This is a genomic window from Pseudonocardia oceani, assembly GCF_019263585.2.
GTDB lineage: Bacteria > Actinomycetota > Actinomycetes > Mycobacteriales > Pseudonocardiaceae > Pseudonocardia > Pseudonocardia oceani.
Genome location: NZ_JADQDF010000001.1, coordinates 6,025,991 through 6,051,375 on the forward strand (window position 1 = coordinate 6,025,991; position 25,385 = coordinate 6,051,375).

The 25,385-nt window shown below is 76.2% G+C and carries 23 protein-coding genes; 5 read left to right on the plus strand and 18 right to left on the minus strand.

Translation table 11 applies throughout. The features are described 5' to 3' along the window. Position 1: 1 nt before the first annotated feature. The 13 genes from I4I82_RS30245 to I4I82_RS30305 all read right to left on the minus strand — a co-directional run bounded on the left by I4I82_RS30245 (position 2) and on the right by I4I82_RS30305 (position 14,808). On the minus strand, positions 2-1,897 hold the full coding sequence (locus tag I4I82_RS30245) for a CheR family methyltransferase (protein ID WP_218590816.1): 1,896 nt from the start codon (positions 1,895-1,897) through the stop codon (positions 2-4). Between the two features lie 40 nt (positions 1,898-1,937). Then, entirely contained in the window at positions 1,938-2,687 is a 750-nt protein-coding gene (locus tag I4I82_RS30250) for an ATP-binding protein (protein WP_218596289.1), read from the minus strand. Continuing rightward, positions 2,687-3,730: a chemotaxis protein CheB gene (locus tag I4I82_RS30255; RefSeq protein ID WP_218590814.1), complete on the minus strand. Its 1,044-nt coding sequence runs from the start codon at positions 3,728-3,730 to the stop codon at positions 2,687-2,689. Before I4I82_RS30255 ends, I4I82_RS30250 begins: the two co-directional genes overlap by 1 nt. Before the next feature lie 90 nt (positions 3,731-3,820). After that, positions 3,821-4,009 carry a hypothetical protein gene (locus I4I82_RS30260; RefSeq protein WP_218590813.1) on the minus strand — a complete coding sequence of 63 codons (189 nt, stop codon included), beginning with the start codon at positions 4,007-4,009 and terminating at the stop codon, positions 3,821-3,823. 28 nt (positions 4,010-4,037) lie between these two features. After that, the gene (locus tag I4I82_RS30265) at positions 4,038-4,562 is read right to left on the minus strand and encodes a hypothetical protein (protein WP_218590812.1); all 525 of its coding nucleotides are present in this window, start codon (positions 4,560-4,562) and stop codon (positions 4,038-4,040) included. A gap of 50 nt (positions 4,563-4,612) precedes the next feature. Then, a complete protein-coding gene (locus tag I4I82_RS30270) occupies positions 4,613-5,293 on the minus strand; it encodes a phosphate signaling complex PhoU family protein (RefSeq protein ID WP_226370331.1) in 681 nt (226 codons plus the stop codon). A gap of 8 nt (positions 5,294-5,301) precedes the next feature. After that, a complete protein-coding gene (locus I4I82_RS30275) occupies positions 5,302-6,294 on the minus strand; it encodes a TIGR03557 family F420-dependent LLM class oxidoreductase (RefSeq protein ID WP_218590811.1) in 993 nt (330 codons plus the stop codon). A 49-nt stretch (positions 6,295-6,343) separates the two neighbouring features. Next, on the minus strand, positions 6,344-7,444 hold the full coding sequence (locus tag I4I82_RS30280) for a (Fe-S)-binding protein (protein ID WP_226370332.1): 1,101 nt from the start codon (positions 7,442-7,444) through the stop codon (positions 6,344-6,346). Next, on the minus strand, positions 7,441-8,823 hold the full coding sequence (locus I4I82_RS30285; protein ID WP_218590810.1) for an FAD-binding oxidoreductase: 1,383 nt from the start codon (positions 8,821-8,823) through the stop codon (positions 7,441-7,443). The genes I4I82_RS30280 and I4I82_RS30285 overlap by 4 nt, the downstream gene beginning before the upstream one ends. A 147-nt stretch (positions 8,824-8,970) precedes the next feature. Continuing rightward, positions 8,971-9,819, minus strand: a complete 849-nt coding sequence (locus I4I82_RS30290) for a carbon-nitrogen hydrolase family protein (protein ID WP_218590809.1) — start codon at positions 9,817-9,819, stop codon at positions 8,971-8,973. Positions 9,820-9,855: 36 nt separating this feature from the next. Beyond that, complete coding sequence (locus I4I82_RS30295) at positions 9,856-11,250, minus strand: MSMEG_0569 family flavin-dependent oxidoreductase (protein WP_225920725.1); 1,395 nt, start codon at positions 11,248-11,250, stop codon at positions 9,856-9,858. Between the two features lie 485 nt (positions 11,251-11,735). Continuing rightward, positions 11,736-12,164 (minus strand): TOBE domain-containing protein, encoded by a 429-nt coding sequence (locus I4I82_RS30300; protein ID WP_218590808.1) that lies wholly within the window; start codon positions 12,162-12,164, stop codon positions 11,736-11,738. A 91-nt stretch (positions 12,165-12,255) separates the two neighbouring features. Beyond that, the gene (locus I4I82_RS30305; RefSeq protein WP_218596290.1) at positions 12,256-14,808 is read right to left on the minus strand and encodes a hypothetical protein; all 2,553 of its coding nucleotides are present in this window, start codon (positions 14,806-14,808) and stop codon (positions 12,256-12,258) included. A gap of 656 nt (positions 14,809-15,464) precedes the next feature. Here I4I82_RS30305 and I4I82_RS30310 point away from each other — a divergent pair. From I4I82_RS30310 to I4I82_RS30325, 4 genes are all read left to right on the plus strand, one after another. Next, entirely contained in the window at positions 15,465-15,785 is a 321-nt protein-coding gene (locus I4I82_RS30310) for a DMT family transporter (RefSeq protein WP_218590688.1), read from the plus strand. Positions 15,786-15,853: 68 nt separating this feature from the next. Then, the gene (locus tag I4I82_RS30315) at positions 15,854-16,147 is read left to right on the plus strand and encodes an SMR family transporter (RefSeq protein ID WP_218590689.1); all 294 of its coding nucleotides are present in this window, start codon (positions 15,854-15,856) and stop codon (positions 16,145-16,147) included. Beyond that, a complete protein-coding gene (locus I4I82_RS30320) occupies positions 16,144-16,695 on the plus strand; it encodes a TetR/AcrR family transcriptional regulator (RefSeq protein ID WP_218590690.1) in 552 nt (183 codons plus the stop codon). The genes I4I82_RS30315 and I4I82_RS30320 overlap by 4 nt, the downstream gene beginning before the upstream one ends. Before the next feature lie 5 nt (positions 16,696-16,700). Next, positions 16,701-17,921, plus strand: a complete 1,221-nt coding sequence (locus I4I82_RS30325; protein WP_218590691.1) for a cysteine desulfurase-like protein — start codon at positions 16,701-16,703, stop codon at positions 17,919-17,921. Here I4I82_RS30325 and I4I82_RS30330 read toward each other — a convergent pair. Then, positions 17,834-18,592 carry a CPBP family intramembrane glutamic endopeptidase gene (locus tag I4I82_RS30330; protein ID WP_226370333.1) on the minus strand — a complete coding sequence of 253 codons (759 nt, stop codon included), beginning with the start codon at positions 18,590-18,592 and terminating at the stop codon, positions 17,834-17,836. The genes I4I82_RS30325 and I4I82_RS30330 overlap by 88 nt on opposite strands. Further along, entirely contained in the window at positions 18,589-19,482 is an 894-nt protein-coding gene (locus I4I82_RS30335) for an NAD(P)H-binding protein (protein ID WP_218590692.1), read from the minus strand. Before I4I82_RS30335 ends, I4I82_RS30330 begins: the two co-directional genes overlap by 4 nt. A 94-nt stretch (positions 19,483-19,576) precedes the next feature. Between I4I82_RS30335 and I4I82_RS30340 the strand changes: the two genes are divergently transcribed. Further along, positions 19,577-20,638, plus strand: coding sequence for a diacylglycerol/lipid kinase family protein (locus I4I82_RS30340; RefSeq protein ID WP_218590693.1), 1,062 nt, complete (start codon positions 19,577-19,579; stop codon positions 20,636-20,638). 29 nt (positions 20,639-20,667) lie between these two features. On the opposite strand, the gene I4I82_RS30345 is transcribed toward I4I82_RS30340, so the two are convergent. From I4I82_RS30345 to I4I82_RS30355, 3 genes are all read right to left on the minus strand, one after another. Next, positions 20,668-21,720, minus strand: coding sequence for a DNA polymerase IV (locus I4I82_RS30345; RefSeq protein ID WP_218590694.1), 1,053 nt, complete (start codon positions 21,718-21,720; stop codon positions 20,668-20,670). Positions 21,721-21,724: 4 nt separating this feature from the next. Beyond that, the gene (locus I4I82_RS30350; RefSeq protein WP_226370334.1) at positions 21,725-23,179 is read right to left on the minus strand and encodes an SGNH/GDSL hydrolase family protein; all 1,455 of its coding nucleotides are present in this window, start codon (positions 23,177-23,179) and stop codon (positions 21,725-21,727) included. Positions 23,180-23,331: 152 nt separating this feature from the next. Beyond that, positions 23,332-25,377: a SpoIIE family protein phosphatase gene (locus I4I82_RS30355; RefSeq protein WP_218590695.1), complete on the minus strand. Its 2,046-nt coding sequence runs from the start codon at positions 25,375-25,377 to the stop codon at positions 23,332-23,334. Positions 25,378-25,385 lie beyond the last annotated feature (8 nt).

The following is a 25,385-nucleotide window of genomic DNA, read 5'->3' on the forward strand; positions in this document are numbered from 1 at the left end:
GTCACGACGCCTGGTCGGGCCCGTCGGCCGCGTCCGCCTGCGCGCCGTCCTGCTCCATCATCAGGACGATCCCCGGCGTGGGGTCGGTGGGCCCACCGAGCGGGCTGCTCAGCACGCGGACGCCGATGGTGCGGCCGCGCCGGTTGACCGCCGCCACGCCCAGCTCCTGCGACCCGGCGCGTGCGCTGAGCGCCTCCCGGATCATCGGCTGCAGCAGGTCGAGCGGCAGCCCGATGTCGAGGGTCAGGAAGTGCTGTCCCACGACCTCCTCGCGGCGCAGGCCCCACAGCTCCTGCGCCTGCCGGTTCCACTCGCGCACGGTGAGGTCGCGCCCGAGGACGACCACCCCGGAGCGCAGACCCCCCAGCACGGACTCCAGGAAGCCGTTGGCCTCGTCGAGCTGCGCGGTGCGGTCCTGGAGCTCGTCGTTGATGGACTGCAGCTCGTCGTTGGTCGAGTGCAGCTCCTCGTTCATCGTCTCCAGCTCCTCGTTCGTGGACTGGAGCTCCTCGTTGGTCGTCTCCAGCTCCTCCACCGTGGACTGGAGCTCCTCGTTGGTCGTCTCCAGTTCCTCGTTGGTCGACTGGAGCTCCTCGTAGGCCGTCTCGAGCTGCAGGTGCGCGCGGCGCAGGTCGTCCTGCAGCTGGCGGGCGGCGGTGACGTCGTGGAAGGTGACCGTGGCACCCAGCACGGCGCCGTCGGGGTCGTAGAGCGGGCTGACGGCGGTCTCGAGGGTGACGGTGTCGCCGTCGCGCCGGGACAGGCGCACGTCGTCGAGGGTGACGGTGCGGCGCTCGGCCTGCGCCTGCTCGATGTAGCGGCGCAGCTCGACCGGCCGGTAGGACAGCTCCAGGTCGCGGAAGGGCCGGCCGCGGTCCTGCACCGACACCCCGAGCAGCGCCTCCGCCGCCCGGTTGACGAGCGAGACCGTGCCGTCGACGGTGACCACGATCTGCGCCACGGGGCCGGAGAGCAGCATCTCCTCGTAGGTGCGGCCGGTGATGGGGTCGCCGGCCACCGACGGCGGCGCGAACCCTACGGGCGCCACCGGGCCGGCCGGCAGCACGCGCGCGACCTTGGTGAACACGCGGCGGCGCAGGTCGAGCGGCACGAACAGTGCGCCGTGGCTGAGCAGCATCTCGGCCTTGCCCAGGAACAGCACGCCCGTGGAGCCCAGCGCGAAGTGGAAGCGGCCGAGGATGCGCGACTGCGTCTCGGCCGTCAGGTACATCAGCGTGTTGCGGCACACCAGCAGGTCGATCCGCGAGATCGGGGCGTCCTGCACGAGGTCGTTGCGCCCGAAGATCACCGACCGCCGCAGGTCGGGCCGGAACTGGTAGCGCGGGCCGACGCGCTCGAAGTAGCGCTCCCGCCACTCGTCGGGGACGTTGCGGACCTGCTGCTCGTCGTAGACGGCCTGGCGGGCGTGGCCCAGCGCCTCCTCGTCGACGTCGGTGGCGTAGATCTTGACCCGCGCCCGGAACTCCTCGGGGCCGAGCAGCTCGGCCAGCACGATCGCGAGTGTGTACGCCTCCTCGCCGGACGCGCAGCCCGCGCTCCAGACCCGCAGCTGCTCACCGGGCCGCTTGGTGGCCAGCAGGCCGGGCAGGATCTCCTTCCGCAGGTGGTCCCACGAGTCCGGGTCCCGGAAGAACGCCGTGACGTTGATCAGGATCGTGTTGAACAGCGCCGTGAACTCCGCGGCGTGCATCTCGAGGTGGTCGATGTACTCGCCGTGGTCGGTGATCCCGACCTCCTGCATGCGGCGGGCCACCCGGCGCGACAGGCTCGAGCGCTTGTAGCCGGTGAAGTCGAAGCCGCGGGTGTCGCGCAGGTGCGCGAGCAGCGCCTCCAGGCCCGCGTCGACGTCCGGTGCGCCCGCGTCCGTGTCCGGCAACGCCGTCCCCCCTCCCTGGAGCCCCTCTCCGCCCCACCGCTTACCGGTGCACGACCGTCCGGGCGGTGCGCGGGTCGATGTCCGGCCAGATCCGCAGGGTAGCCCAGGCCACCTTGCCGTCCGGGACCGCGCGGACCCCCCAGCCGGTGCTCAGGCCGTCGACGATGCGCAGGCCGAAGCCCTCGCCCAGCACGGGCTGGTCGGTGCCGGCGTCGCGCACCGCGAGGTGCAGGAGGGAGGGCCGACGGGTGACGAGCAGGGTGCCGCCGGCGCTGGTGTGCTGGACGGCGTTGGTGACGAGCTCGTTGACGACCTGGGCCGCGCGCTGGGACAGCGCGTCGTTCAGTGACCACAGCCGGCAGGTGTGACGGACGCGGTCGCGGGCGGCTCCGGCGGCGTCCTCGACAGGGGCGAAGTCCAGCCGCACGCGGGTCGGCGCCGGCCGGGTGGCCGCGGCGGCGAGCGCGGCGGCCCGGGTGGGGTGCACCGGGACGTGCACGCCCAGGCGCCGCAGCTCGGCGAGCACGCTCGGCGACGGGGCCGCCAGCAGCAGCGCCGCCTCGGCGCGGTGGGCCGCGTGCTGCTCGATCAGCGGCAGGACCGTCGCGGCGGCGGGGTCGGCGACCTCCAGCCCGGCGAGGTCGAGCACCAGGGCGGAGGGCCGGTCGGCGAGGACCTTGAGCACCGCCGCGCGCAGGACCGGGGCGCTGTCCATCCGCAGGACGCCCGTGACGACGACCAGCCCGACGGGGTAGCGCAGCGGGACCTCGCACCGCAGCGGGGCCCGCATCAGCCCGAGCTCAGCTCGCCGGTCGTGGGCTCCCCGGGCTGCAGCAGGGCGCGGACCTGCGCGGCCTGCCCCTCGGCGTGGCGCGCGCGGGCGCGGTACTCCTCCGCGCTGAGGTGGTGCCCGTGGGCGTGGGCCTCGTCGGCCAGTCGCCGCACCAGCGACGCCTTCTCCTCCAGCGCGCGCAGCGCGACCCACAGCGCGTTCTCCACGCCGGTGGCCTGGTCGGCCTCCAGGCTCTCGGGCGACCAGGCGTGCCCGACGCGGCAGCGGAAGCGCGGGCGCGGCGGCCCGGGCACCTCGAACAGCACGCCGTGGCAGTGCGGGCAGGAGTAGGGCGAGGGCACCGCGCCCGCGATGTCCTCGGTGCTGGGCCGGTCGGTGGCCGCCACCGAGACCTCCGCGCGCAGCGGCGTGACCGAGGCGTGCGCCGGGGGCCGGGGGCCGACCGGGCGCCGCACCAGCTCCGCGATAGCCGCGCCGAGGTCGTCGGCGGTGCGCACGAGCGCGTCGGGCACCTGCTCCAGCGCGTTGCCGGGCATGGCCGCGTACATCGCGTCGTCGAGGTCCTGGACGACGGCGGCGCCGCCCTGCTCGGCGAGGACGGCCAGGCCGGCCGCCCCGTCGTCGCGGGTGCCGGACAGGACGACCCCGACCGCGCGCGGCCCGTGCGAGGCCGCGGCGGAGCGGAACAGCGGGTCGATCGCCGGCCGGTGGCCGTTCTCCATGGGCCCGGTGGACAGCAGCAGCCGCCCGTCCTCGACGAGGACGTGGTGGTCGGGCGGGGCGACGTGGACGACGCCGCGGCGCAGCGGCGCGCGGTGCCGGGCGGCCTCCGCGGGCAGCGGGCCGGCTCGGTCGAGGATGTTGGGCAGCGCGCCGGGGGAGGTGCGGGGGATGTGCAGCACCACGACGACGGCGGCGTCCAGGTCGGGCGGGAAGCCGGCCACCAGCTTGCGCAGGGCCTCGACCCCGCCCGCGGACGCACCGACGACGACGACGTGACCGCCGGGGCGGGTGCTGCGGTTCTCCTGCGGTACCGGCACGCGGTGGGCCCTCCTCCTCTCGTTCACGGGTGGTTCACGACGGGTACCCCGCTCGACGCGGTCGACCCGTGCTGCTCTGCTGCGGTGCTCTCAGGACACCAGCAGCTGCGGAGCGGAGGTCCGCAGCCGGGCCAGGGCCCAGCGGACCTGATGCAGCGTACGCGCCCGGCGGTCGTCGCTGAGGAACCGCGGCGTACGGGCGCGCTCGCCCCACGGGTCGGCGATGCGCGCGGGGGGCTCCGCGCGGCCGCTCCCGGTCCGGGTGCTGTCGATCGTCACGTCCGGGCCGTACCCGGTGCCCCCGTCCCTACGCGTCCGCCTCCTGCGCCTCCGCTTCCTGCGGCGCGCCCCGTCCGGTGCGCAGCGCGACGCGGTGCACGGCGGTCGGCCCGTCCGGCCCGTGCCGCCCCGGCGCGTGGTGGTCGGTGACCCGCAGGTGCAGGTAACGGCCGTCGTGCTCGATCACCAGGTCGCAGCCGTGCTCGGAGGCCCGTCCCACGAGCTGGGCGGAGCCGGCCGCCGCGAGCGTCGCGTCGAGCGGGTCGAGACCCCACGGCGCCACGGTGTCGGTGACGAGGTCACCGACGACCCCCGCCGTCGGGCATCCCGGCAGGCAGAAGCGGGCCCGGACGTTCCGCGGGCGGCCGCGCAGGGCCAGGTCGGGGGCGGCCGAGCGGTCGAGGACGAGGCCGGAGAGGTCGATGAGCACCGCCGCGCCGGTGGCGAGCTGCGTGGTGAGGGCGAGGTGCAGGCGGGCGGAGGCGTCGGACGTCAGCCGGCCGGTGACGTGCAGCAGCACGCTGCCCGGCCCGTGCTCCGGGGTGATCCGCACAGGCTCCCCGACCGTCGACGCTGCGTTCCTCGGTGTCCTGGGGGCGCACCCTACGACCGGCCGGAAGATCCGTCCACGGTGCATCGCACAGCGGGCGCCCGCCTCGCGGCGACGTCGTCGAGCCGGCGCGCCACGGACACGGCCTGGTCGGCGAAGCGCTCGACGAACCGGGTGAGCAGGGCGACGTCGACGCCGGTGCGCACCCCGTAGCCGGCGCCGGGGCGCCGCACGGCCGTCAGCAGGTCGCGGTGCAGCGCGTCGACCCGGTCGTCGTCGCGCTCGCGCTCGGCCCACTGCTCCTGCAGCGGGGCCGCGCAGCCGTCGCCGACCCGGCGCGCGAGCCCGACGGCGAGCGCGCCCATCTCGGCGAACGGCGCGGCCAGCTCCGCGGGCAGGACGGGGTCGGGGTGGCGGCGCCGGGCGAGACCCGCCACGTGGGAGGCGAGCCCGCCCATCCGCCCGATCCGCTCGCCCGCCTGCAGCGCGGTGACGACGCGGCGCAGGTCGCGCGCCACCGGCGCCTGCAGCGTGAGCAGCCGGTGGGCGCGCTCGGCGCCGTCGTCACGCAGGCGGTCCAGCCGGGCCTGCCCGCCGATCACGGCCTCGGCCAGCGGCAGGTCGGCGCGCAGCACGGCCCGGACGGCCCGCTCCATCGAGGACCCGGCCTCGTCGCACATCCGGGCCAGGTGCGCCCCGAGACCGTCGAGCTCGCGCCGCAGCTCCTCACGCACCGGCGCTCCTAGGCACCGCCGGCGGCCGCGCGGGCCGGCTGGGCGTGCTCCTGCCGGATGCGGCCGGCGAGCTCGTCGCGGTAGAAGTCGAGGAACCCGTCGGGGTCGGGGCCCGCGTTCATCAGCACGAGCCGCTCGAACCCGGCGTCGAGGTAGGACGACACCTGCTCCAGGTGCCGCTCCGGGTCGGGCCCGCACCCGAACTTCTCGATCATGTCCTCCGCGCGCACGGTCGTCGTCGCGGCGTCGAAGTTGACGGGGTTGGGCAGCTCGCTCATCACCTTCCAGCCCGTGACGCCCCACCGGTTCGTCGCGAGGGCCGCCTGCGCCGCGGTGTCGACATCGGGCGCCCAGGCCAGCGGCACCTCCGCGTACCCGCCGCCGCGCCCGCCCGCGTCGCGGTAGTGCGCCACGAGGTCGGGGTCGGCGTCGGTGGCGAACAGGTCGTCGCCCAGCTCGGCGGCGATCCGGGCCGACGACGGGCCGCTCGCGGCCACCGCGATCTCCGGGAGCCGCTCGGGCAGGTCGAACACGCGGGCGTCCTCGAGCTGCAGGTAGGCGCCCCGGTAGGAGCGGTACCCGCCCTTCCACAGCAGCCGGATGATCTCCAGGGACTCGCGGAACATCGCGTGGCGCGGCCCGACCGCAGGGAACCCGCGGCCCACGACGTGCTCGTTGAGCCGCTCGCCCGCGCCGACGCCGAGGGTGAACCGGTCGTCGGACACCAGCGCCATCGTCGCCGCGGCCTGCGCGATGACCGCCGGGTGGTAGCGGATCATCGGGCACGTGACGCCGGTGACCAGCCGGATCGTCGAGGTGCGGGCCGCGATCGCGCCCAGCACGCTCCAGGTGAACGAGCTGTGCCCCTGGACGTCGAGCCACGGGTGGAAGTGGTCGCTCATCTCGACGAAGTCGAAACCGACCTCCTCCGCCCGCACGGCCTGGCGGATGATCTCCTGCGGGCCGAAGGCCTCGCTGGCGAGCTTGTAGCCGATCTCCATGCGCTGCGGCGTACCCGTGGGGGTGCAGCGGAAACGGCCCCGCGCGGCCTCAGCCGCGGCCCACCCGCCGCGCGCGGCGACGCGGCCGGGGGAGCGCGCGACCGCCCGCGGCGTCGAGCAGCAGGTCGGCCAGGTGCACCGCGCGGACGCGGCTGCGGCGGCGCCGCAGCCCCTGGTCGAGCTGGCGCAGGCACCCGGGGTTGACCGCCACGACGAAGTCGACGCCCGCGGCCTCCACGGCGTCGAGCTTGGGGTTCAGGATGCGGCGGCTGTCGCGCGGGCGCAGCAGCGAGTAGGTGCCGGCGGCGCCGCAGCAGGTCGCCTCGCCGGGCACGGCCACGAGGTCGGCGACCGCGGCGATCAGCGCGCGCGGCTGCGCGGAGACGCCGAGCCCGTTGCGCAGGTGGCAGGAGTCCTGCAGCGCCACCCGCGCGCGGCGCCCGCCGACCCGGACCTCGCCGACCGGGGTCGTGCCGGTGGCGACCAGGTGCTCGCTCAGCTCCTGCACGCGGTCGCGGCCCAGCACGCTCGCCAGGTGCGCGGCGCATCCGCCCGAGGTCGTGACGACGACGCCGGGCAGCTGCTCCCCGAGCCGGTGGGCGAGCGCCTCGCCGCGCGCGGAGTCGCCGTTGTGGGCGTGCAGCGCGCCGCAGCAGCCCTGCGCGGGCGGCACGGCGATGCCGGGCAGCAGCCGGCGGACCGCGCGGCTGACGCCGGGGAACAGACCGCGCTCGGCGCACCCGAGCATCAGCGACCGGTCGGGCGGCCCCGCGCCCCGGGCCGGGCGGCGGACCAGGCCCACCAGCCGCAGCAGTGGCGTCACCGCCGTGAGGGTGGTGAGCAGCCGGGCGACGAGCGGGCGGTCGCGGCCGGACCACTCCAGGTCGCGCCAGGTCTCCAGCAGCTGCCCGTACTGCACCCCCGCGGGGCAGACCGGCTCGCACGCCCGGCAGCCCAGGCAGAACGACGCCTCCTCGCGCACCCGCGGGTCGTCGACGTCGAGGATCCCGGTGTCGAGCGCGCGCATGAGGTTGATCCGGCCCCGGGGGGAGGAACCCTCGTCGCCGGTGAGGGCGTAGGTCGGGCAGGCGGGCAGGCAGAACCCGCAGGAGATGCAGCGGTCCAGCAGCTCGGGCTCGAAGAGGTTCACGATCCGAGCTTCCCGGGGTTGAGGATGCCGGCCGGGTCGAACGCCGCCTTGATCCGGCGCAGCAGCGCCACCTGGTCGGCGCCGAGGCGGTCCTGCAGGTAGGGCAGCTTCGCCGCGCCGACGCCGTGCTCGCCGGTGATCGTGCCGTCCATCGCGATCGCGGCGGCGAACACGTCGCCGAAGGCCTTGTGCGCCCGCTGGGCCGCGTCCTCGTCGTGCCGGTCGACCACGCACGTCGGGTGCAGGTTGCCGTCGCCGGCGTGGCCGAAGGTCGCGATGTCGACGTCGTGGCGCGCGGCGATCTCGTCGATCCGGTCGACCATCTCGGCGAGCCGGGGGCGGGGGACCGTCGCGTCCTCCAGGATCGTCAGCGTCCCCAGGCGCGAGAGCGCGGGCAGCGCGCACCGCCGGGCGGCGAGCAGGGCCTCGGAGCGGGCGACGTCCTCGGCGAGGGTCACCTCCAGCGCGGCGTGCCGGGTGCTGAGCTCGCCGATGCGGTCGAGCGTGCGGGCGACGACGTCGTCGGTGCCGTCGTCGCCGAACAGCAGCAGCGCCCCGGCGTCGCGGCGCAGGCCCAGGTGCGCGTAGTCCTCGACGGCGCCGATGCACTTGGCGTCGAGGAACTCCAGGGTGGCGGGCACGATCCCGGCCCCGATGACGGCGGTGACGGCGCGCCCGGCGTCGGCGAGCGTGGGGAAGTAGGCCACGCCGGTGCCGGCGGTGGCGGGCATCGGCAGCAGGGCGACGGTGATCTCGGTGAGCACGCCGAGCGTGCCCTCGGAGCCGGTGAGCAGGCGGGTGAGGTCGTAGCCCGCGACGTCCTTCCACAGCCGCCCGCCGGTGCGGATGATCTCGCCGGTCGGGAGCACGGCCGTGGTGCCCAGGACGTAGTTGCGGGTGACGCCGTACTTGAGGCCGCGCAGCCCGCCCGCGCAGGTGGCGACGTTGCCGCCGACCGTGGAGACGGTGCGGCTACCCGGGTCGGGGGCGTAGAGCAGGCCCTTCGCGGCGGCGGCCTCGGCGAGCGCGGCGGTGGTGACGCCGGCCTCGACGCGCGCCAGCAGCTCGTCGGCGTCGACCTCCAGGATCGAGGTCATCCGGGTGAGCACGAGGACGATGCCGCCGCGGTCGGCCAGCGTGCCCGCCGACAGGTTCGAACCGGCGCCGCGCGGCACCACCGGCACGCCGTGGCGGGTGGCCAGGCGCAGCACGGCCGCGACCTCCTCGGCGGTGCGCGGCCACACGACCGCGTCGGGGACGCCGCGGAACATCGGTGTGGCGTCGCGGCTGTAGGGCTCGAGGTCGCCGCGGCCGGTGCGCACGTGCTCCGCGCCGACGACGGCCTCCAGCTCGGCGACCAGACCCGGCCCCAGACCCATGCGCGCACCCCTCGTCCGTGGGGCCCCACCCTGCCCGATGCGACGTCGCCGTGGTGTCTCACATGTGCACCGGTCCCGTGCATCAGTGGCGGATCGCGCCCCGCGCCCACCCGTGCCGCGGCGGCCCGGTCCCGGGCGGGCGCCGGGTCAGACGGCCAGCAGCGCCGGCCGGGTGAGCGCCCCGTAGAGCTCCGGGCGGCGGTCGCGCAGGTTGCCCATGCCGGAGCGGTGGGCGTCGATGTCGGCGACGAGGTCGAAGTCGGCCGTCACCATCGACGCCGTCTGCCCCGTGGCGGCGACGATCTCCCCGCCCGGGTCGACGATCTTGGCGTTCGCCGCGAACGTCATCGAGCCGAACGAGCCGTACTGGTTGGCCGCGACCCACACGACCTGGTTCTCCAGGGCGCGGGCGCGGTCGTAGAGGTCGAAGCGGCGGGTCCAGCGGTCCTGCGCGGGGTCGGGGTGCGGGTCGGTGGCGCTCACCGGCCACGCCGACATCGACACGATCACCCGCGCGCCGTCGAGCGCCAGCGTGCGCGCCACCTCGGGGAACGCCTTGTCGTAGCAGATCTGCATGCCGATCCGGCCGATCGGCGTGTCGAAGGCGCCGACGGTGCTGCCGGCCGCGTAGGTGGCGCCCTCCAGCAGCGGCTGGTGGGTCTTGCGGTAGCTGCCGAGCACGCCGTCGCCGTTCACGCAGACCGCCGAGTTGTACAGGCCGTCGTCGGCGTCCTCGCAGAACCCGGCGGTGACGACGACGTCGCCGGCCAGGCGCGCCAGCCGGGCGATCACCGGTCCGTCGAGCGCGAACGCCGGGGGCGGGGCGGCGGACCCGCCCAGGTCGGAGACGTAGCCGCCGAGCGCCGCCTCGGGCAGGGCGAGCAGCGCGGCGCCGGCGTCGCGGGCCTGGGCGACCAGGGCGGCGATGCGGGTGAACCCGGCCTCGAGGTCGCGGTCGAAGGGGGCGGAGACGGTGGCGATCCGGGTCGTGGGCACGGCGTCCTCCAGGACGGTGGGCGGGTCGGGGGACGGTCAGCTCGCGCTGCGCGGGGCGACCCAGTCCTCGTCGCGGGGGAACGTGCTCGACGGCGTGCCGGCCAGCCAGTGCAGGCCGTCGGCGACCTGGCTCAGGCGGGTGTCGACGATCCGGCGCACGACGTGCTCGGCGTCGGCGGCGACGCCCGCGAACCGGCCCGAGCCCCAGGTGTACTGCCAGGGCAGGCCGACGAAGTACAGGCCCGGCTGGCTGGAGACGCCGCGGTCGTGGGTGGGGTAGCCGCGGCCGTCGAAGACGGGGAGCTCGATCCAGCGGTCGTCGCGGCCGTAGCCGGTCGACCAGATCACCGTCGTGATACCGGCCGCGGCCAGGTCGATGTGCTCGGGGTCCTCGGAGATGGGGGTCCACACCGGCCCGGGCCGCTCCTCGAGCGGCGCGTCGATGCCGTGCGCGGCGATGTGGGCGTCGATGGAGTCCTTGATGCCCTCGCACACGGCGTCGGCGCCGTCGAGGTTCGCGCGCAGCGACCCGTCGAAGTGCAGGACGCCGTCGGCGATGCGGGTGAGGCGCCCGTGCAGGGCCATGCCCTCCAGGGCGAACCTCCGAAGGTCGATGTCGCGGCCGCCGTCGCGCCCGGTGACGTAGTGGTTGGTGCGGTGGCGCACCGACTCGGCGTCGGCGAACTGGTCGATGCCCTTGGTGTAGGTGCCCATCTCCGAGAGCCAGGCGACGCAGTCGCGGCCGCGGTAGAACCGGGCGACCCGGGGCGCGGTGCCGGTGGCCAGGTGCACGGTGCGCCCGGCGAGGTGCAGGTCCTCGGCGATCTGGCAGCCCGACTGACCGGTGCCGACGACCAGTACCGCACCCTCGGGCAGCTGCCCGGGGTTGCGGTACTGCGAGGAGTGCAGCTGCAGCACGTCGTCGGGCAGGCGCTCGGCCATCCGCGGCGTGCGCGGCACCTGGTAGGGCCCGGTCGCGACGACGACCTGGTCGGCCGACAGCGTGCCCCGGTCGGTGCGGATCTCGAAGGCGCCGTCCTTGCGCGCCCGCAGCGCCGTGGCCCGCACGCCCTCGACCAGCGGCGGGTCGAACGACGCCACGAACTCCTCCAGGTACGCCCCGATCTCCTCGCGGACCATGAACCCGTCGGGGTCGGGCCCGTCGTAGGGGAAGCCGGGCAGCGCGCACTGCCAGTTGGGGGTGACGAGGCAGAAGGAGTCCCAGCGGCGGTCGGCCCACTCGTGCCCGGCCGTCGACGACTCGAGCACGACGTGGTCGATCCCGCGCTGCGCGAGCCACCAGCTCGCGGACAGCCCGGCCTGGCCCCCGCCCACGACGACGACCGAGCGGTGGGTCCCGTCGATCCCGGCGCGGACGGAGTCGGGGACGACGTGCAGGTGGGAAGGCGCGGTGGTGCACTGCGCGGGCATCGGTGATCAGCTCCTGGGGGCTCGCGGTGGCCACCAGCGGCGGTGATGTGTGGTCAGGAGCCATTACAGGGCCGGTCCGTTGCCGGACGGTTGCCTCGGGAGTGCCGTGAGGTTTCCGTCCGCGCCGGAGTTTGCGGCGGGGTTGCGGGAGGCTCACGGCCCCTGCTCCTCGATGGTGTCGCGTTCCGCGGAACGCCGTCGGGCGTGGTTCGGGGGCGCGGTGGTGATCGCTGTTGCCCGCACCTCACGGTCGTGCCGGTGACCGTGGGGTGCGGTGTGCGGCGATCAACCGGTGTGCGGGTGGCGGAAACCGGCGCGCGCAGCCGGGAGTGGTGGGCGAGGAGGCCGGCGCGCGGTGGGGTGGGACCCCGCCGGGCCGGCGTCGACCCCGCCTCGCCGCCCGCCCCGCGCCATGGATCGGGTGGTGGTCGTCGTGGGTCGCACACCGCGGTCCTCGGGACGACCGCCACGTGCGACCGGCGGGGTCAGTCCGACGCGTCCGACCGGTGGACGGGGAGGCGCTGGGGCGTCTCCACCACCACGTTCGTCGACTTCACCACCGCGACGGCCAGCACCCCGGGCCGCAGGTCGAGCTCGCGCACCGCCTCGCTGCTCATCAGCGACACGACCCGGTGCGGGCCGCACTGGATCTCCACCTGCGCCATCACCGTGTCCTGCACGACGTGGGTCACGAGGCCGACGAAGCGGTTGCGGGCGGAGCGGTGCACGTCGGAGGGGTCGGGGACGGCGCGGGCGTGCTCGCGGGTGAACGCGGCGAGCGCCTCGCCGTCGACGACGCGCCGGTTGGACTCGTCGCGCCTCACCGGCAGCGTCCCCTGGTCCACCATGCGGCGGACGGTGTCGTCACTGACACCGAGCAGGCGGGCGACCTCGGAGATCCTGAACTGCGGCATCGCGCGAGCATAGAGCGGGCGCCGCGGCGGGGTCGGGCGTGCCGCGCGGCGATGGGGCAGCGGCTGAGGCAGCGGCGGGTTCGGCGGCCGGTCAGCGGTCGGCGTCGGAGGCGCGGTGGCGCCCGCGCTCCAGGCCCTGCTGGTAGACGGCGAGGCGCTCGCGGACCCGCTCGGGCTCGCGGTCGCGCGACCCGTTGGGCGGGGCGGGCGTGCCGCCCCGCGGCGGGGCCACCATCTGCGTGCCCGGGCGGCGGCGGGGGAGCCCGGCCGGGGTGGACGCCTCCGGCTGGCCGGGTCGGGAGGCGCGCTCGGAGGCGGCGCGCCACTCGGCGTCGCTGGGGGTGTTCCAGTCCTGGGGCGGGGCGCCCGCGGCCCGGCCGGCGGCCTCGGTCTCGCTGTCGACGAACCACGCCGACGCCACGGCCTCGTAGATCGGGGTGGGCGCCATCTCGCGCATGCGGTCGCGCAGGGAGCTGGTGAGTGGGCCGAACAGCTCGGCGTCGCCGCTGCCGCTGGTGAGCGGGGCGTCGTCGTCGTCCCAGAGGGTGTCCGGCGCCATCGGGTCCGGGCGGACCGGCGGCTCGACCGGCCGCACGGCGCCACCGGGCCGGAAGGGGTCCTCGGGGCGGCGCGGCTCGTCGCGCCACAGGGGTTCGGACCGGTGCTCGGGACTCCGGACCCCGGGACTCCGGACCTCGGACCGCTGGAGGTCGGACCGCTGGAGGTCGGACCGCTGGGGATCGGACCGCTGGGGATCGGACCGCTGGGGATCGGGGCGCTGCACGTCGGACCGGTACGGGTCCGGCCGGTGCACGTCCGGGCCGTCGAGGGGCCGGGCGGTGAGCGGCGATCCACCGAACGGCGCGCCGCCCGGCGCAGCGGCGCCGAAGGGCGTGCCCCCGAACGGCTGGACCTCGGACGACCGGGCTCCGGACGACCGGGCTCCGGACGACCGGTCACCGGACGCCGGGCCCTCGGCGCGCGCGGGCTCGCCGCGGCGAGGGAGTCCGGGGACATCCCGGCGCGGCAGGTCGGAACCCGTCCGGTGCGGCGGGGGATCGGCCGACCCCGAACGCGAGGGCGCGGAGAACGGCGCCGGCTCCACCCGCGGCGCATCGCGGCGCTGCGGTTCCCGGCGCGGCAGGTCGGGCCGGGACCGGTCGGTGGCGCCGGACTCGAACGCGCCGGACTCGAAGGCGCCGGCCCCGGGCCGGCCGGTGCCGAGCGGGTCGCGGCGGTCCGGCTCCGGGCGGAGCGGGTCGCCCAGTCCGAGATCGTCCAGGCCGAGGTCGTCGCGTCCGCGGTCGTTGCGCCCCAGGTCGCCCCGGGCCGCGTCGACGCGGCCGGCCTCGCCGTGCACCGATCCGTTGCGGCCCGGCTCGCCGCGGCTCGGACCTGCGCCGTTCCAGCCCTGGTCGTCCCGCGCCCGGTCGCCGTACCCCGGCCCGCCGCCGGCGCGACCGAGGACGTCGGCACCCGGGCCGCCGGCCCCGGTACCGAGAGGATCGCGATCGCCGCCACCGGACCCGTTCGGCCCCGTACCCGGGTCGCCGAACGGCTCCTCGGAACGCTCCACAGGCCGGGCCTGGTCCAGCCGCGGCCCGTCGGACGCCGGAACGTCCGGGCGCGGAGCGTCGAACCCCGTCGGCTCCACCTTCTCCCGCCGCACGAACCCGGGCAGCGGATCCGACAGGGGATCGGGGCGCCGGACCGGCTGCGACGGGGGCCCACCGTACGACCCGGACCCGCCGTACGACCCGGACCCGCCGAAGGACCCGGGACGACCGTTGCTCCCGTTGGCCGGGTGACCGTTCCCGTTCCCGTTCCCGTTCCCGTTCCCGTTCCCGTTCCCGTTCCCGTTGCCGTTGCCGTTGCCCCGCCCGTTCGCCGGGTGCCCGTTCCCCGGACGCCCGGCGGGCTCCCGGTTCCAGGCGCGCGGGGCGTCGGGGGCCGCGAAGGCGACGGCGTCGAGCAGGTCGGGCGGGCAGTGCACCACGACGACGAACCCGGACCCGGCGAGCGGACCCCGCCGGTGCTGCACCCGCAGCCCGGCGCCGCAGCGCCGGGCGAGCCGGGCCGCGACGAACAGGCCGACGCGGTTGGAGACGATGTCGTCGATGATCGGACGGTTGCCGAGGCGGCGGTTGAGCTCGTCGAGCTCACCGGCCGACGCCGACGGCCCGTCGACGACGACCTCGACGACCACGCCGCCGTCCTCCGACCGCGCGCTCGCGACGTCGACCCGGGTGAGCGGGGCGGCGACCGCGAGCCCGTGCGCGAGGAGCTCGGTGAACAGCGCGACCAGCCCGGACACGGCGCGCGGGGCGATGCTGGTGTCGGGCGCGGGCCCGAGGCCGACGCGGGTGACGTCGTCGACGCCGGCGCGGGCGTCGGCCAGCACCTCGGCGACCGACCGGGGGCCGCGGGAGCGCGGGCCCTGCTGCGCACCGGCCAGGGCCAGCAGGTTCTCGCTGCCGCGCAGCGAGCGCTGCAGCGACGTGCGCAGCTCGGCGAGGTCGGCCAGCGACTCGTCGCCGCCGTGCACCTGGAGGCGCTCCACGAGGGTGAGCTGCCGCTCGAGCTGGCCCTGCAGGCGCTGCGCCATGCACACCAGGACCTCGTCGGTCTCCCTGTTCTCGCGCACCACCCGGGCCCTCTCGACGGTTTATGCGACCCGGGCGAGGGTACTGGCCGAGATTCCGGGATCCAGTGGGGTTGCCTGGCCTGCGCCGGTCGGCCCCGTGTGCGCGACGGGCGGGGTCGGCCCGCGGTCGGGCGTCCCGCAGGCGCGCGACGAGGCGGGCGGGCTGACGAGCGGTCAGATCGGGCAGGTAGGCGCGCCCCACGGCCACCCCGACCGCGGGCAGCGCGACCGGGTCGGGTGAGGAACAGCGGTTCGTGGCGCGGCTGGAACCCACCGCGACCGGCCCGACCCCCACGGTCGGCACGACCAGGGGCGGGACCGGGTCGGGAAGAGCTGCCAGCGCACGTCGACGACGAGCACCGCGGCGCCGGTGAGCACGGCCGCGGCGAGGAGCACCGCCCGTCCCCACCACCGGCGCCCGCGGGGAGCAGGAGCGCGACCAGCGCCGCCCCGCCCGCCTCGAGCAGCCCCCGGGGGAGCGGACCGTCGAGCAGCGACCGGTCGAGCATGGCGCGATCACGCTCCCGCCCCCGACAAACCGTGCGCCGGTCCCGGTGCCGCGGGCACCTCGCACACCGGGTGCGCACCTCGCACACCGCCGACGGTGTGCGAGGTCACCACCGGGTGTGCGAGGTCATTTATGTACAGTTGTACACATGGTCTTCGGGTTGCTCGTCCTCGCCGTCGTGTCCGGGGTGGTGGGGTCGACCTCGCTGAAGCTGTCGCGGGGCTTCCGGCGGTTCTGGCCGGTGGTCGGGACGGCGCTGGGCTACGGCGTGGCGACCGTCGCGCTGGGGCTGCTCATGGAGCACCTGCCGGTCGGCGTCATCCACGCCGTGTGGGGCGGGGGAGCGGCGGTGCTGCTCACCGTCGTCGGGCGGACGGTGTTCGGCGAGCGGATCACCGCGGCCCGCCTCGCAGGCGTGGGCCTGATCGTCGGCGGCGTGGTGCTGCTCAACCTGACCGGGACCCTCTGATGGCCACGGCGGCCGGCCCGATCGGCGCACCCACCACGGCTCGAAGGTCCCGCATCCCGTGGTGGCCGATGGCCGGCGCGATAGCGGCCGAGATCTGCTCGACGCTGCTGCTCAAGGCCTCCGACGGCTTCGCGCACCCGTTCGTCGGGGCGGCGGCGCTGCTGGGCTTCACCCTGACGCTGTTCCTGCTCTCGCGCGCCCTGCTGACGCTCCCGCTCGGCGTCGCCTACGCCGTGTGGGTGGGCGTCGGCAGCGTCGTGGTGACGCTCGGGGGCGTGCTGCTGTTCGGCGACCGGCTCTCCGCAGGGGGGATCGCCGGGATCGCGCTGGTCGCGCTCGGGGTCGTGGTGGTCAATCTATGACCAGGGGCCCCAACGACCCCGGCCGCCGCGAGCGCATCGTGGTCGCCGCCGTCGAGCTCATGGGCCGCGACGGGCTGCACGCGATCACCCACCGCGCCGTCGCCGCCCGCGCCGGGGTGCCGCTGGGCTCGACCACCTACTACTTCCGCGACCTCGACGACCTGCTGCTCGCCGCCGTCGACCTCGCCCTGGAGCAGTCCCGCGCGCGGATCGCGGCCTGGGACGCCGCGCTGGCGCCGGACGCGGGCGCGCCGGAGGTCTGCCGGTCGCTGGCGGCGATGACGGTCGGGTTCGTGACCGAGCACGCCGCCCGCACGGTGCTCGACTACGAGCTCTACGCCGCGGGCCTGCGCCGCCGCGCGCTGCGGGCGCGCAGCGCGGAGTGGATCGGGCTGCTGCGCACCGCCCTGCGCGGCCGGTTCGACGACCTCACCGCCGACGCCCTCACCGCCGCCGTCGACGGCTTCACCCTGCAGGCGCTGCTGGCGCCCGAGCCCCCGACCGCCGACGCGTGCGAGGCGCTCCTGCGCCGGGTCGTGGCAGGGTGACGGGCGTGAGCCTCGACGTCGCCTCGGTCAGAGAACACTTCCCGTCGCTGAAGGCGGGTTACGCGCACTTCGACGGGCCCGGCGGCTCGCAGGTGCCCGACGTCGTCGCGCAGGCGGTGGCGACGACGATGACCTCGCCGCTGGCCAACCGCGGCACCGTCACGGCCGCGGAGCGCGCCGCCGACGCGATCGTGCTCGCCGCCCGCGCCGCGATGGCCGACCTGCTCGCCGCCGACCCGGGCGGCATCGTCTTCGGCCGCAGCATGACCGCGCTGACCTTCGACCTCGCCCGCACGCTCGCCGCCGGCTGGGGCCCGGGCGACGAGGTCGTCGTCACCCGCCTGGACCACGACGCCAACATCCGGCCCTGGGTGATCGCCGCGGAGGCCGTCGGCGCGACCGTGCGGTGGCTCGACTTCGACCCCGCCACCGGTGAGCTCGACGACGTGGCGACCGTGCTGTCGGACCGCACCCGGCTGGTGGCGGTCACCGGCGCGTCGAACCTGATCGGCACGCGACCCCCGGTCCGCGCGATCGCCGACCGGGCGCACGAGGTGGGCGCGCTCGTGCACGTCGACGGGGTGCACCTCACCGCGCACGCGGTCGTCGACGTCACCGAGCTGGGCGCCGACCTCTACGCCTGCTCGCCCTACAAGTTCCTCGGCCCGCACTGCGGCGTGCTCGCCGCGGCGCCCGCGCTGCTGGAGACGCTGCGCCCGGCCAAGCTGCTGCCGTCCTCCGACGCCGTGCCGGAGCGCTTCGAGCTGGGCACGCTGCCCTACGAGCTGCTGGCCGGCACGACCGCGGCCGTCGACTTCCTGGCCGGGCTCGTGCCCGGCGAGGGCTCGCGGCGCGAGCGGCTCGTCGTGTCGATGACGGCGGTGCAGGCCCACGAGGACCGCCTGCGCCGGCGCATCGAGGAGGGCCTGGCCGCGCTGCCGGGCGTCACGGTCCACTCCCGGGCCGCCCGCCGCACCCCGACCCTGCTGGTCGGCTTCGAGGGCCGCGACCCCGCCGACGCCTACCGCTTCCTCGCCGAGCACGACGTCAACGCCCCGGCGAGCTCGTTCTACGCGCTCGAGGCGTCCCGCCGCCTGGGTCTGGGCGACGCCGGGTCGCTGCGGATCGGGCTCGCGCCCTACAGCGACGACGCCGACGTCGACCGGCTGCTCGGCTCGCTGGGCGTCTTCACGAACGGCTCCTCGCGGAACAGCGGCGGCAGGTAGCGCAGCATCAGCGTCGACCAGGTCAGGTGCGTGAGCAGCGGCGCCTGGATGCCGCCCGACGAGCGGCGCTGCAGCCCGAACAGCGCGCCCATCACCCCGGAGGCGAGGACGAGCGCGGGGTTGCGGGTGGCGACGGTGGCCAGCATGTAGACCCCCGTCGACGCCACGACCGGCCGCTTCTCACCGACCGCCGCGTAGAGCGCGCCGCGGAAGAAGACCTCCTCGGCCGCGCCGTTGGCCAGCGTGGTGAGCACGACGAGCCCGTCGCTGCCCTGGTCGGCGTACTGCAGCACCGACGAGATCGCGCGGTCGAGCACAGGGACGCGCTTGGCGACCAGCGCGGCGGCGTAGAAGGCCCCGAAGGCGCCGACGCCGGTGAGGACCGGGGTGACCAGCGGGCGGCGCAGGTTCTCGCCGTACTGCATCCAGCCCAGGTGCAGCTTGCCCGAGGCCAGGCCGCCGATCACCCAGGTGGCCGCGGTGCCCAGCGTGATGCCGTAGAAGGCGGGGGAGTCCGGCCTGGTCGAGAGCCCGGCGCCGAGCATCCCGGCCCCGGCCAGCGACGTCGCGGCGACGACCCGGCGACGGCGGCGGAAGCGGGCGTCGGTCTCCCGGTGGTCGCGCGGCACCTTCTCGGTCAGCCAGCGGGGGAGCCAGGTCGTGACCTTCACCGGCGGGCCGCCCGCGCGCGGTCGCCCAGGGCCGCGAGCACGGCGGCGTCGTAGTCCATGGGTTCGAACGGTACGAGGTCGCGGATCGCGGCGTCGCGCACGACCACCTCGTTCGACATCGAATCGACGAGGTTGCGCCCGGTCTGCACGTCGACGTCGGTGACCAGCGACAGCCAGCGGCTCGAGAGCTGCGGCGACAGGAACGGCACCGGGACGACGATCATCGTGCGGCCCTCGATGACGGCGACGCGGCGCAGCATCTCGACGTACGCGAGCACCTCGGTGCCGCCGATGTCGAACGTGCGGCCCTCGGTGGCCGGCACCTCCAGCACGCCGACGAGGTAGCGGACCACGTCGTCGACGCCGATCGGCTGCGTCCGCGTGCGCACCCAGCGCGGGGTGATCATGGCCGGGAGGTGCTCGACGAGCTGGCGCGTCATCTCCCAGGAGATGCCGCCGTGCCCGACGATGATCCCGGCGCGCAGCACGGTGAGCGGCACGGCGGACCCGCCCAGGATCCGCTCGACCTCGCGGCGGCTGCGCAGGTGCGCGGACAGGTCGTCGGAGTCGTCGCCGAGCCCGCCGAGGTAGACGATCCGCGACACCCGGGCGTCGGCAGCGGCCTTCCCGAACGTGCGGGCGGCCTCGGCGTCGCGCTCGGCGAAGCGGGGGTCGTCGAGGGAGTGCACGAGGTAGTACGCCGCGTCCTGCCCCTGCAGGGCCTCGGCCAGCGAGGCGGCGTCGTGGACGTCGCCGCGGACGGGCGTGCCCGCCCCATCGTAGGAGTCGGGGCGGCGGGTCATCGCCCGCACGTCGTGCCCCGCCTCGACCAACGCAGGGCACAGCCGCCCGCCCACGAACCCGGACGCTCCGGTCACCAGCACACGCATGGCGACACCTTCTCCCGTCCGGCCCACCGGCGCGACCCGGGGACCGGGCGGGCGTCGGCGTCCGCGCGCGCCGCCGTGCTCGTACAGTGCGCGCGTGTCCGCCTCCGGGGCGACCTGGGTGGTCGTCGTCCTCCTCGCTGTGCTCCTCTTCGGTGTGGTGTTGACTCTCGCCATGCGCAACACCCGCTCCCGTCCCGGCACCGAGCTGCACGCCGAGGACCCCGACGACCGGCCGCTGGCCGCCGTCGTCGCGAACCCCACCAAGATCGACCCCGGGACGCACGATTCGATCGCGGCGCTGTGCGTCGAGCTGGGGTGGGCGGAGCCGCTGTGGCTCGAGACCACCGTGGAGGACCCGGGCACCGGCCAGGCGCAGAAGGCCGTCGAGCAGGGCGTCGACGTCGTCATGGCCTGCGGCGGCGACGGCACCGTCCGCTCGGTCGCCCAGGCGCTCGCCGGCACCGGCGTGGCGATGGGGCTGCTGCCCGCCGGCACCGGCAACCTGCTGGCCCGCACGCTGGGCACGCCGCTGGAGATGGACGCGGCCACCCGCGTCGCGCTCACCGGCGACGACCGCACGATCGACATCGGCCGCGTCCGCGTCGACGGCGCCGAGGAGGAGCGGGCGTTCCTCGTCATGGCCGGCACCGGCTTCGACGCCGAGGTGATGGGCAACACGCCCGAAGCGCTCAAGGCGCGCGTCGGGCCGCTGGCCTACGTGGTGTCCGGGCTGCGGGCGATCCGCGGGCGCCGCACCCGCGTGACGATCCGCCTGGACGACGGTCCGGAGATGCGCCGCCGCACCCGCACCGTGCTCGTCGGCAACAGCGGCACGCTGCTCGGCGGGCTCGTGCTCATGCCCGAGGCCGAGGTCGACGACGGGCTGTTCGACATCGTCAACCTCGCGCCCAAGGGCATCCCCGGGTGGGTCGCCGTGGCCGCGCGGGTGATCAGCCGCCGCCGCCGCGGGCACCCGCGCGTCGAGCACTGGACGGCCGAGCGCGTCGTCATCACCGCCGAGGACCCGCAGGCCAGCCAGATCGACGGCGACCCGATCGGCGACGTCACCGAGATGGCCGTGCGCGTCGACCCGGGCGCGCTGGTCGTGCGCGTGCCGGAGGGCAGCCCGGCCGCGGAGATCCTGCCCGAGTCGTAGAGCCCGCGGGCCTCAGTACCCGGCAGCGCTCAGAACTCCGCGCGCACCCCCAGCAGCCGCACGGCCCGCCGGCTCGGGAAGCGCTCCAGCACCTCCAGGGCGGCCGCGGCCAGCGCGTCGGGGTCGGTGGTCGGGCCGGGCAGGGTGGCGCTGCGGGTCCGGGTCGTGAACGGGACGAACCGCACGGTGACGCCGACGCGCCGCGCGGGCCGTCCCGCCCCGCTGATCCCTCCGGCGCCGGTACCCCCGGCGGCGATCTCCCCGGCCACGCGCCGGGCCAGCGCCGCGACCTCGCCGCGGACCGCGTCCCAGTCGCCGAGGTCGGTCTGGAAGGTCGTCTCGCGGCCGTGCGAGCGCGGCACCCACGGGGTGGGGTCGACGTGCTCGCGGCCGATCCCGCGCCCGAGCTGCACGAAATGGGGCCCCATCGCCGGGCCGAGGTCGGCGGCGAGCGCGGCCGGGTCGGCGGCGGCGAGGTCGGCGACGGTGCGCAGCCCGCGCTCGGCCAACGTCCGCTCGGTACGGACGCCGATGCCCCACAGCGCGCGGGTCGGCCGGTGCCCCATGACCTCCATCCAGTTCTGCGCGGTCAGCACGAACACCCCCCGCGGCTTCCCGAAACCCGTCGCGATCTTGGCGCGCAGCAGGTTGTCGCCGATCCCGACGGTGCTGCGCAGCCCGGTCGCCGCGTGCACGGCCTCCTGCACGTGCCGGGCGAACGCCGCGACGTCGTCGGTCTGCACCCCGAGGAACGCCTCGTCCCACCCCATGACCTCGACGACGACGCCGTCGAGCCCGCGCAGCACGTCCATGACCTGCGCGGACACGGCCTCGTAGGCGGGGTTGTCGGCGGGCAGGAACACCACGTCGGGGCAGCGCTTCGCCGCGGTCCGCAGCGGCATCCCCGACCGGATCCCGTGCTCGCGCGCGGCGTAGGACGCGGTGGCGACGACGGCGCGCTCGGTGGGGTCGCCGCGCCCCCCGACGACGACCGGGCGCCCGGCCAGCTCGGGGTGGCGCAGAACCTCCACCGCGGCGAGGAACTCGTCGAGGTCGACGTGCAGGACCCACCGGCCCGACACGGGGCTATCCGCCCTGCCGCGGGGGCGGGCCGAGCAGCGGGGTCACCGCGGCCGCCATCCGGAGCGAGCCGACGCCCGTGGGGTGGAACGGGAAGGGGTCGGTGAGGCCCTGCAGGTCCGGGCCCAGACCGGTTCGCTCGGCGCCGCACAGGGGACGCAGGGCGGGGCGGGCCACGTCGAAACCGTACGCCTGCGCCCCGTTCACCAGGACGTCGTTGACGGCGTCGTTGCGTTCGCCGAGCAGCGCGATCTTCTCCTCGTCCAGGCCCGGGTACTCCGCGGGCCCGCGGCTGTCGGGGCAGGACGCGTCCGGTGGGAACGGCTCGTAGGAGGTTACGACGATGATCTGCGGGCGCCCGGGCAGGTCGTTGAGGTCGGCGAGCAGCTCGCCGAAGGCGCGGTCGAACGCGGCGAGGCGGTAGTCGAACTCGCCCTGGGTGAGGTTGTCGGCGCAGTCCGGCACGCCGTAGCAGTAGAGCAGGAAGTCGATCCAGCCCACGTCGTTCGGGCCGACCGCCACGGCCACCCAGTCCAGGCCCTGCACCTGCTTGAGCAGCCCGACCTGCGGAGGGAGCACGCGCCCGCCCTCCGCCTGCGACCCGCGCAGCCCGGAGGCGATCGTGGCCGACGGGCAGGCGAGGTTGAGCACGCGGTCGCCGCGCAGCGCGGAGATCTGCTGGGCGAGGGAGTCGGTGCTGCGCTGGCACGCGACGTCGTCGGGCGTGCCGTCCGGGAGCGGCGGTCCGCCGAGGCGGGCCACCCGCGAGTCGCCGATGACGGCCCCGTCGAACCCGCCCACCGGTGGGCCGACCGGTCCGGGTGAGAGCTGCCGCGCCCCGACCAGCTGCGCGAGCGAGCCGACGTTGCGCAACCCGTTCACGGCGCCCGCGTAGGCCAGCGCCCCGGCCGCCGCCCACGCCAGCACGGAGGCGACGACGGCGGCCGCGGCCATCCGGCGGGCGCCGCGCACGCAGTCCGACCAGATCTCGGGCAGCGGGCGGTGGCCACCGGGAAGACGGCTCTCCGCGCGCAGCACCAGCAGCGTGCGCAGGCCCGCCGCCCCGGCCGAAGCGGCGAGGGTGAACCCGACGAGCAGCACCGCGCCCCACAGGTACCAGGACAGGAAGGCGCCGGTCACGGCCCCGACGGCCTCGTCGCGCAGCCGCGGACCGGCGTCGGGGTCGAGCACGGCCTGCGCGGCGGCGTTGCGCTGCACCGGGCCGAGGGTGATCTGCGGGCGCAGCGGGCCGTAGACGCGCAGCCGGTCGACGTCGAGCGCGGTGTTGCCGACCTGCACGACCTGCGCCGGCCCGGCGACGCTCAGGTCTGGGGCGCGCGCGCCGACGGTGACCTGCTGCCCGAACGCGACGAGGTCCTGGCCCGGCGTCAGCGCCACCGTGACCGGGACGCCGACGGCGAGGCAGAACAGGACCAGCAGGACCGACGGCCAGGACCGCACGCCGATCGACCGGGTCCTGGGCGACCGGACCTGTGGGGGCCGGGGTGCGGTGGACAGTTCTCCTCCTCGGGTCGGGCGCGCGCTCCAGGGTGCATGCTCGGGTGCGTGCGGGGACGGGTCCGGGCGGTGAGACGTGCCACCCGGGCCGGGGGTCAGGCGGGCAGGGCCCGCACCGCCAGCAGGGCGATGTCGTCGTCGCGGGGGCGGTCGGAGAAGCGCTCGACGGCCGCGCGCACCGCCTCCACCACCTGCGCGGCGGGCTGCCCGGCCGCCGCGGACGCCGCGGCGAGCAGGCGCTCGGACCCGAACTGCTCGCGTCCGCGCCGCCGCTCGGTGACCCCGTCGGTGTAGACGAGCAGGGTGTCGCCGGGGCCGAGGTGGTGCCGGGTGGCCGTCAGCGACACCGTGGGGACCAGCCCGACGGCCGTGCCGAACGCCCCGACGAGCCCGGCGGTGCCGTCGCGGCGGACCAGGACCGGCTGCAGGTGCCCGGCCAGCACCAGGTCGACGCCGAACCCCGGCGGCTCGCCCGGCCCGGGCCTGCTCACCTGCGCGGCGGCCAGCGTGCAGAACTGCAGCGGGTCGTCGGCGTCCATCATCACGTCGTTGAGCAGCTCCACCGCGCGGGGCAGCGTGCGGCCGTCGCGGACGAGCACACGCAGCACGTCGCGCACCAGGCCGGTGCGGGCCGCGGCGCGCGCACCCTTGCCGCAGACGTCGCCGATCGAGACCAGCCAGTGCGCGGGGTCGATGGTGAGGACGTCGTAGAAGTCGCCGCCGACCTCGGTGCCCGCGGTGGCCGGGAGGTACTGCGCGGCGAGGTCCAGGCCGGGGGCGACGGGCAGCGCGCGGGGCAGCAGTGCCTGCTGCAGCGCCTGGGAGACGTCGACGTGGGCCGCGGTGCTCTGCGCGTTGTGGATGGCGAGCCCGGCGCGGCGCGCGATGTCGCCGACCAGCACGACGTCCTCGGGGGAGTGCGGACGCCCGGCGGGGCGCCCGACGACCAGCGTGCCCAGCGTGCGCCCGCGCGCCCGCAGAGCCACCGCGACGCCGTCGGTGGGCAGGGCGAACCGCGCGGTGGCCCCCGCACCGTCGTCGCGGAGCAGGTCGGCGAGGCGGTCGCGCAGCTCCGCGGGCGGGCCCGGGCGCCCGGCCGGGTCGAGCACGGCCCGCAGCTCGGGCAGCGCGTCCTCGTCGGCGTGGGTGAGCGCGGCCAGGCGCAGGCGCCCGAGCGGGTCGGCGAGGTGCACCGCGCACCACTGGCCCAACCGCGGCACCACGACCTGCGGCACGACGGCCACGGCCAGCTCGACGTCGAGGGACTGGGAGAGCAGCTCGCTGGTCTCGGCCAGGTAGGTCATCCAGGCGCGGCGGCGCTGGTCGACCCCGCGCAGCCACGCCGACTCCACCGCCATCGCGATGCGGTGCGCCACGAGCTCGGCCAGCTCGGCGGACTCGCGCGGCCACTCACCCCCGTCACCGGTGACGCGCAGCAGCCCGCGCAGCGGCGCGGTGGTCGGGAGCACGACCTCCAGCACGCCGGCCGGGCCGGGCTCCCCGGTGCGGGCCAGCTCGTGCAGGCCGGTGCCGTCGCCGTCGTCGACCTCCACGCTGACCGACCCGGCGTCGAGCACCTCGTGCAGCCGGCGAACCAGCTCGGCCACCAGCTCCGCGGGCTCCAGGCTCTGCACCAGCCCGGCTGGCAGGTGCAGCAGCCAGCGGGTGCGCTCCGAGCCGGCCGGGACCGGGCCGCCGGCCGCGGGCGGTGCGGGCGCGGGCTCCGCCGCCGGTGGGTCCCCGGTGCGCAGCAGCGTGAACCAGGTGCGGTGGGTGCCGTCGGCCTCGTGGCGGGTGCCCCACGCCGCGGCGAGGCGCTGCAGCATCGTCAGCCCGCGCCCGTGGCTCGCGGCCCGGCCGTAGCGGCGCCGGGGCTGGGCCAGGTGGACCTCCAGCGGGCCCGCCCCGTGGTCGCTGACGGTGACCGTCAGCTCGGTGTCGGTGACGCAGAGCTCGACCTCGTACTCGGTGCCGGCGTGCAGCACGGCGTTCTCGCACAGCTCGCTGGTGAGCAGCACCGCGGTGTCGACGAGGGCGTCGAGCTCCGGGGCGTCGAGCGCGTCCAGGACCATCCGGCGCGCCTGACCCGGGCTCCGGGCATCGGGCGGCAGCCGCATCCGCCGCTCGGTCTGAACGGGCACCGGTGCAG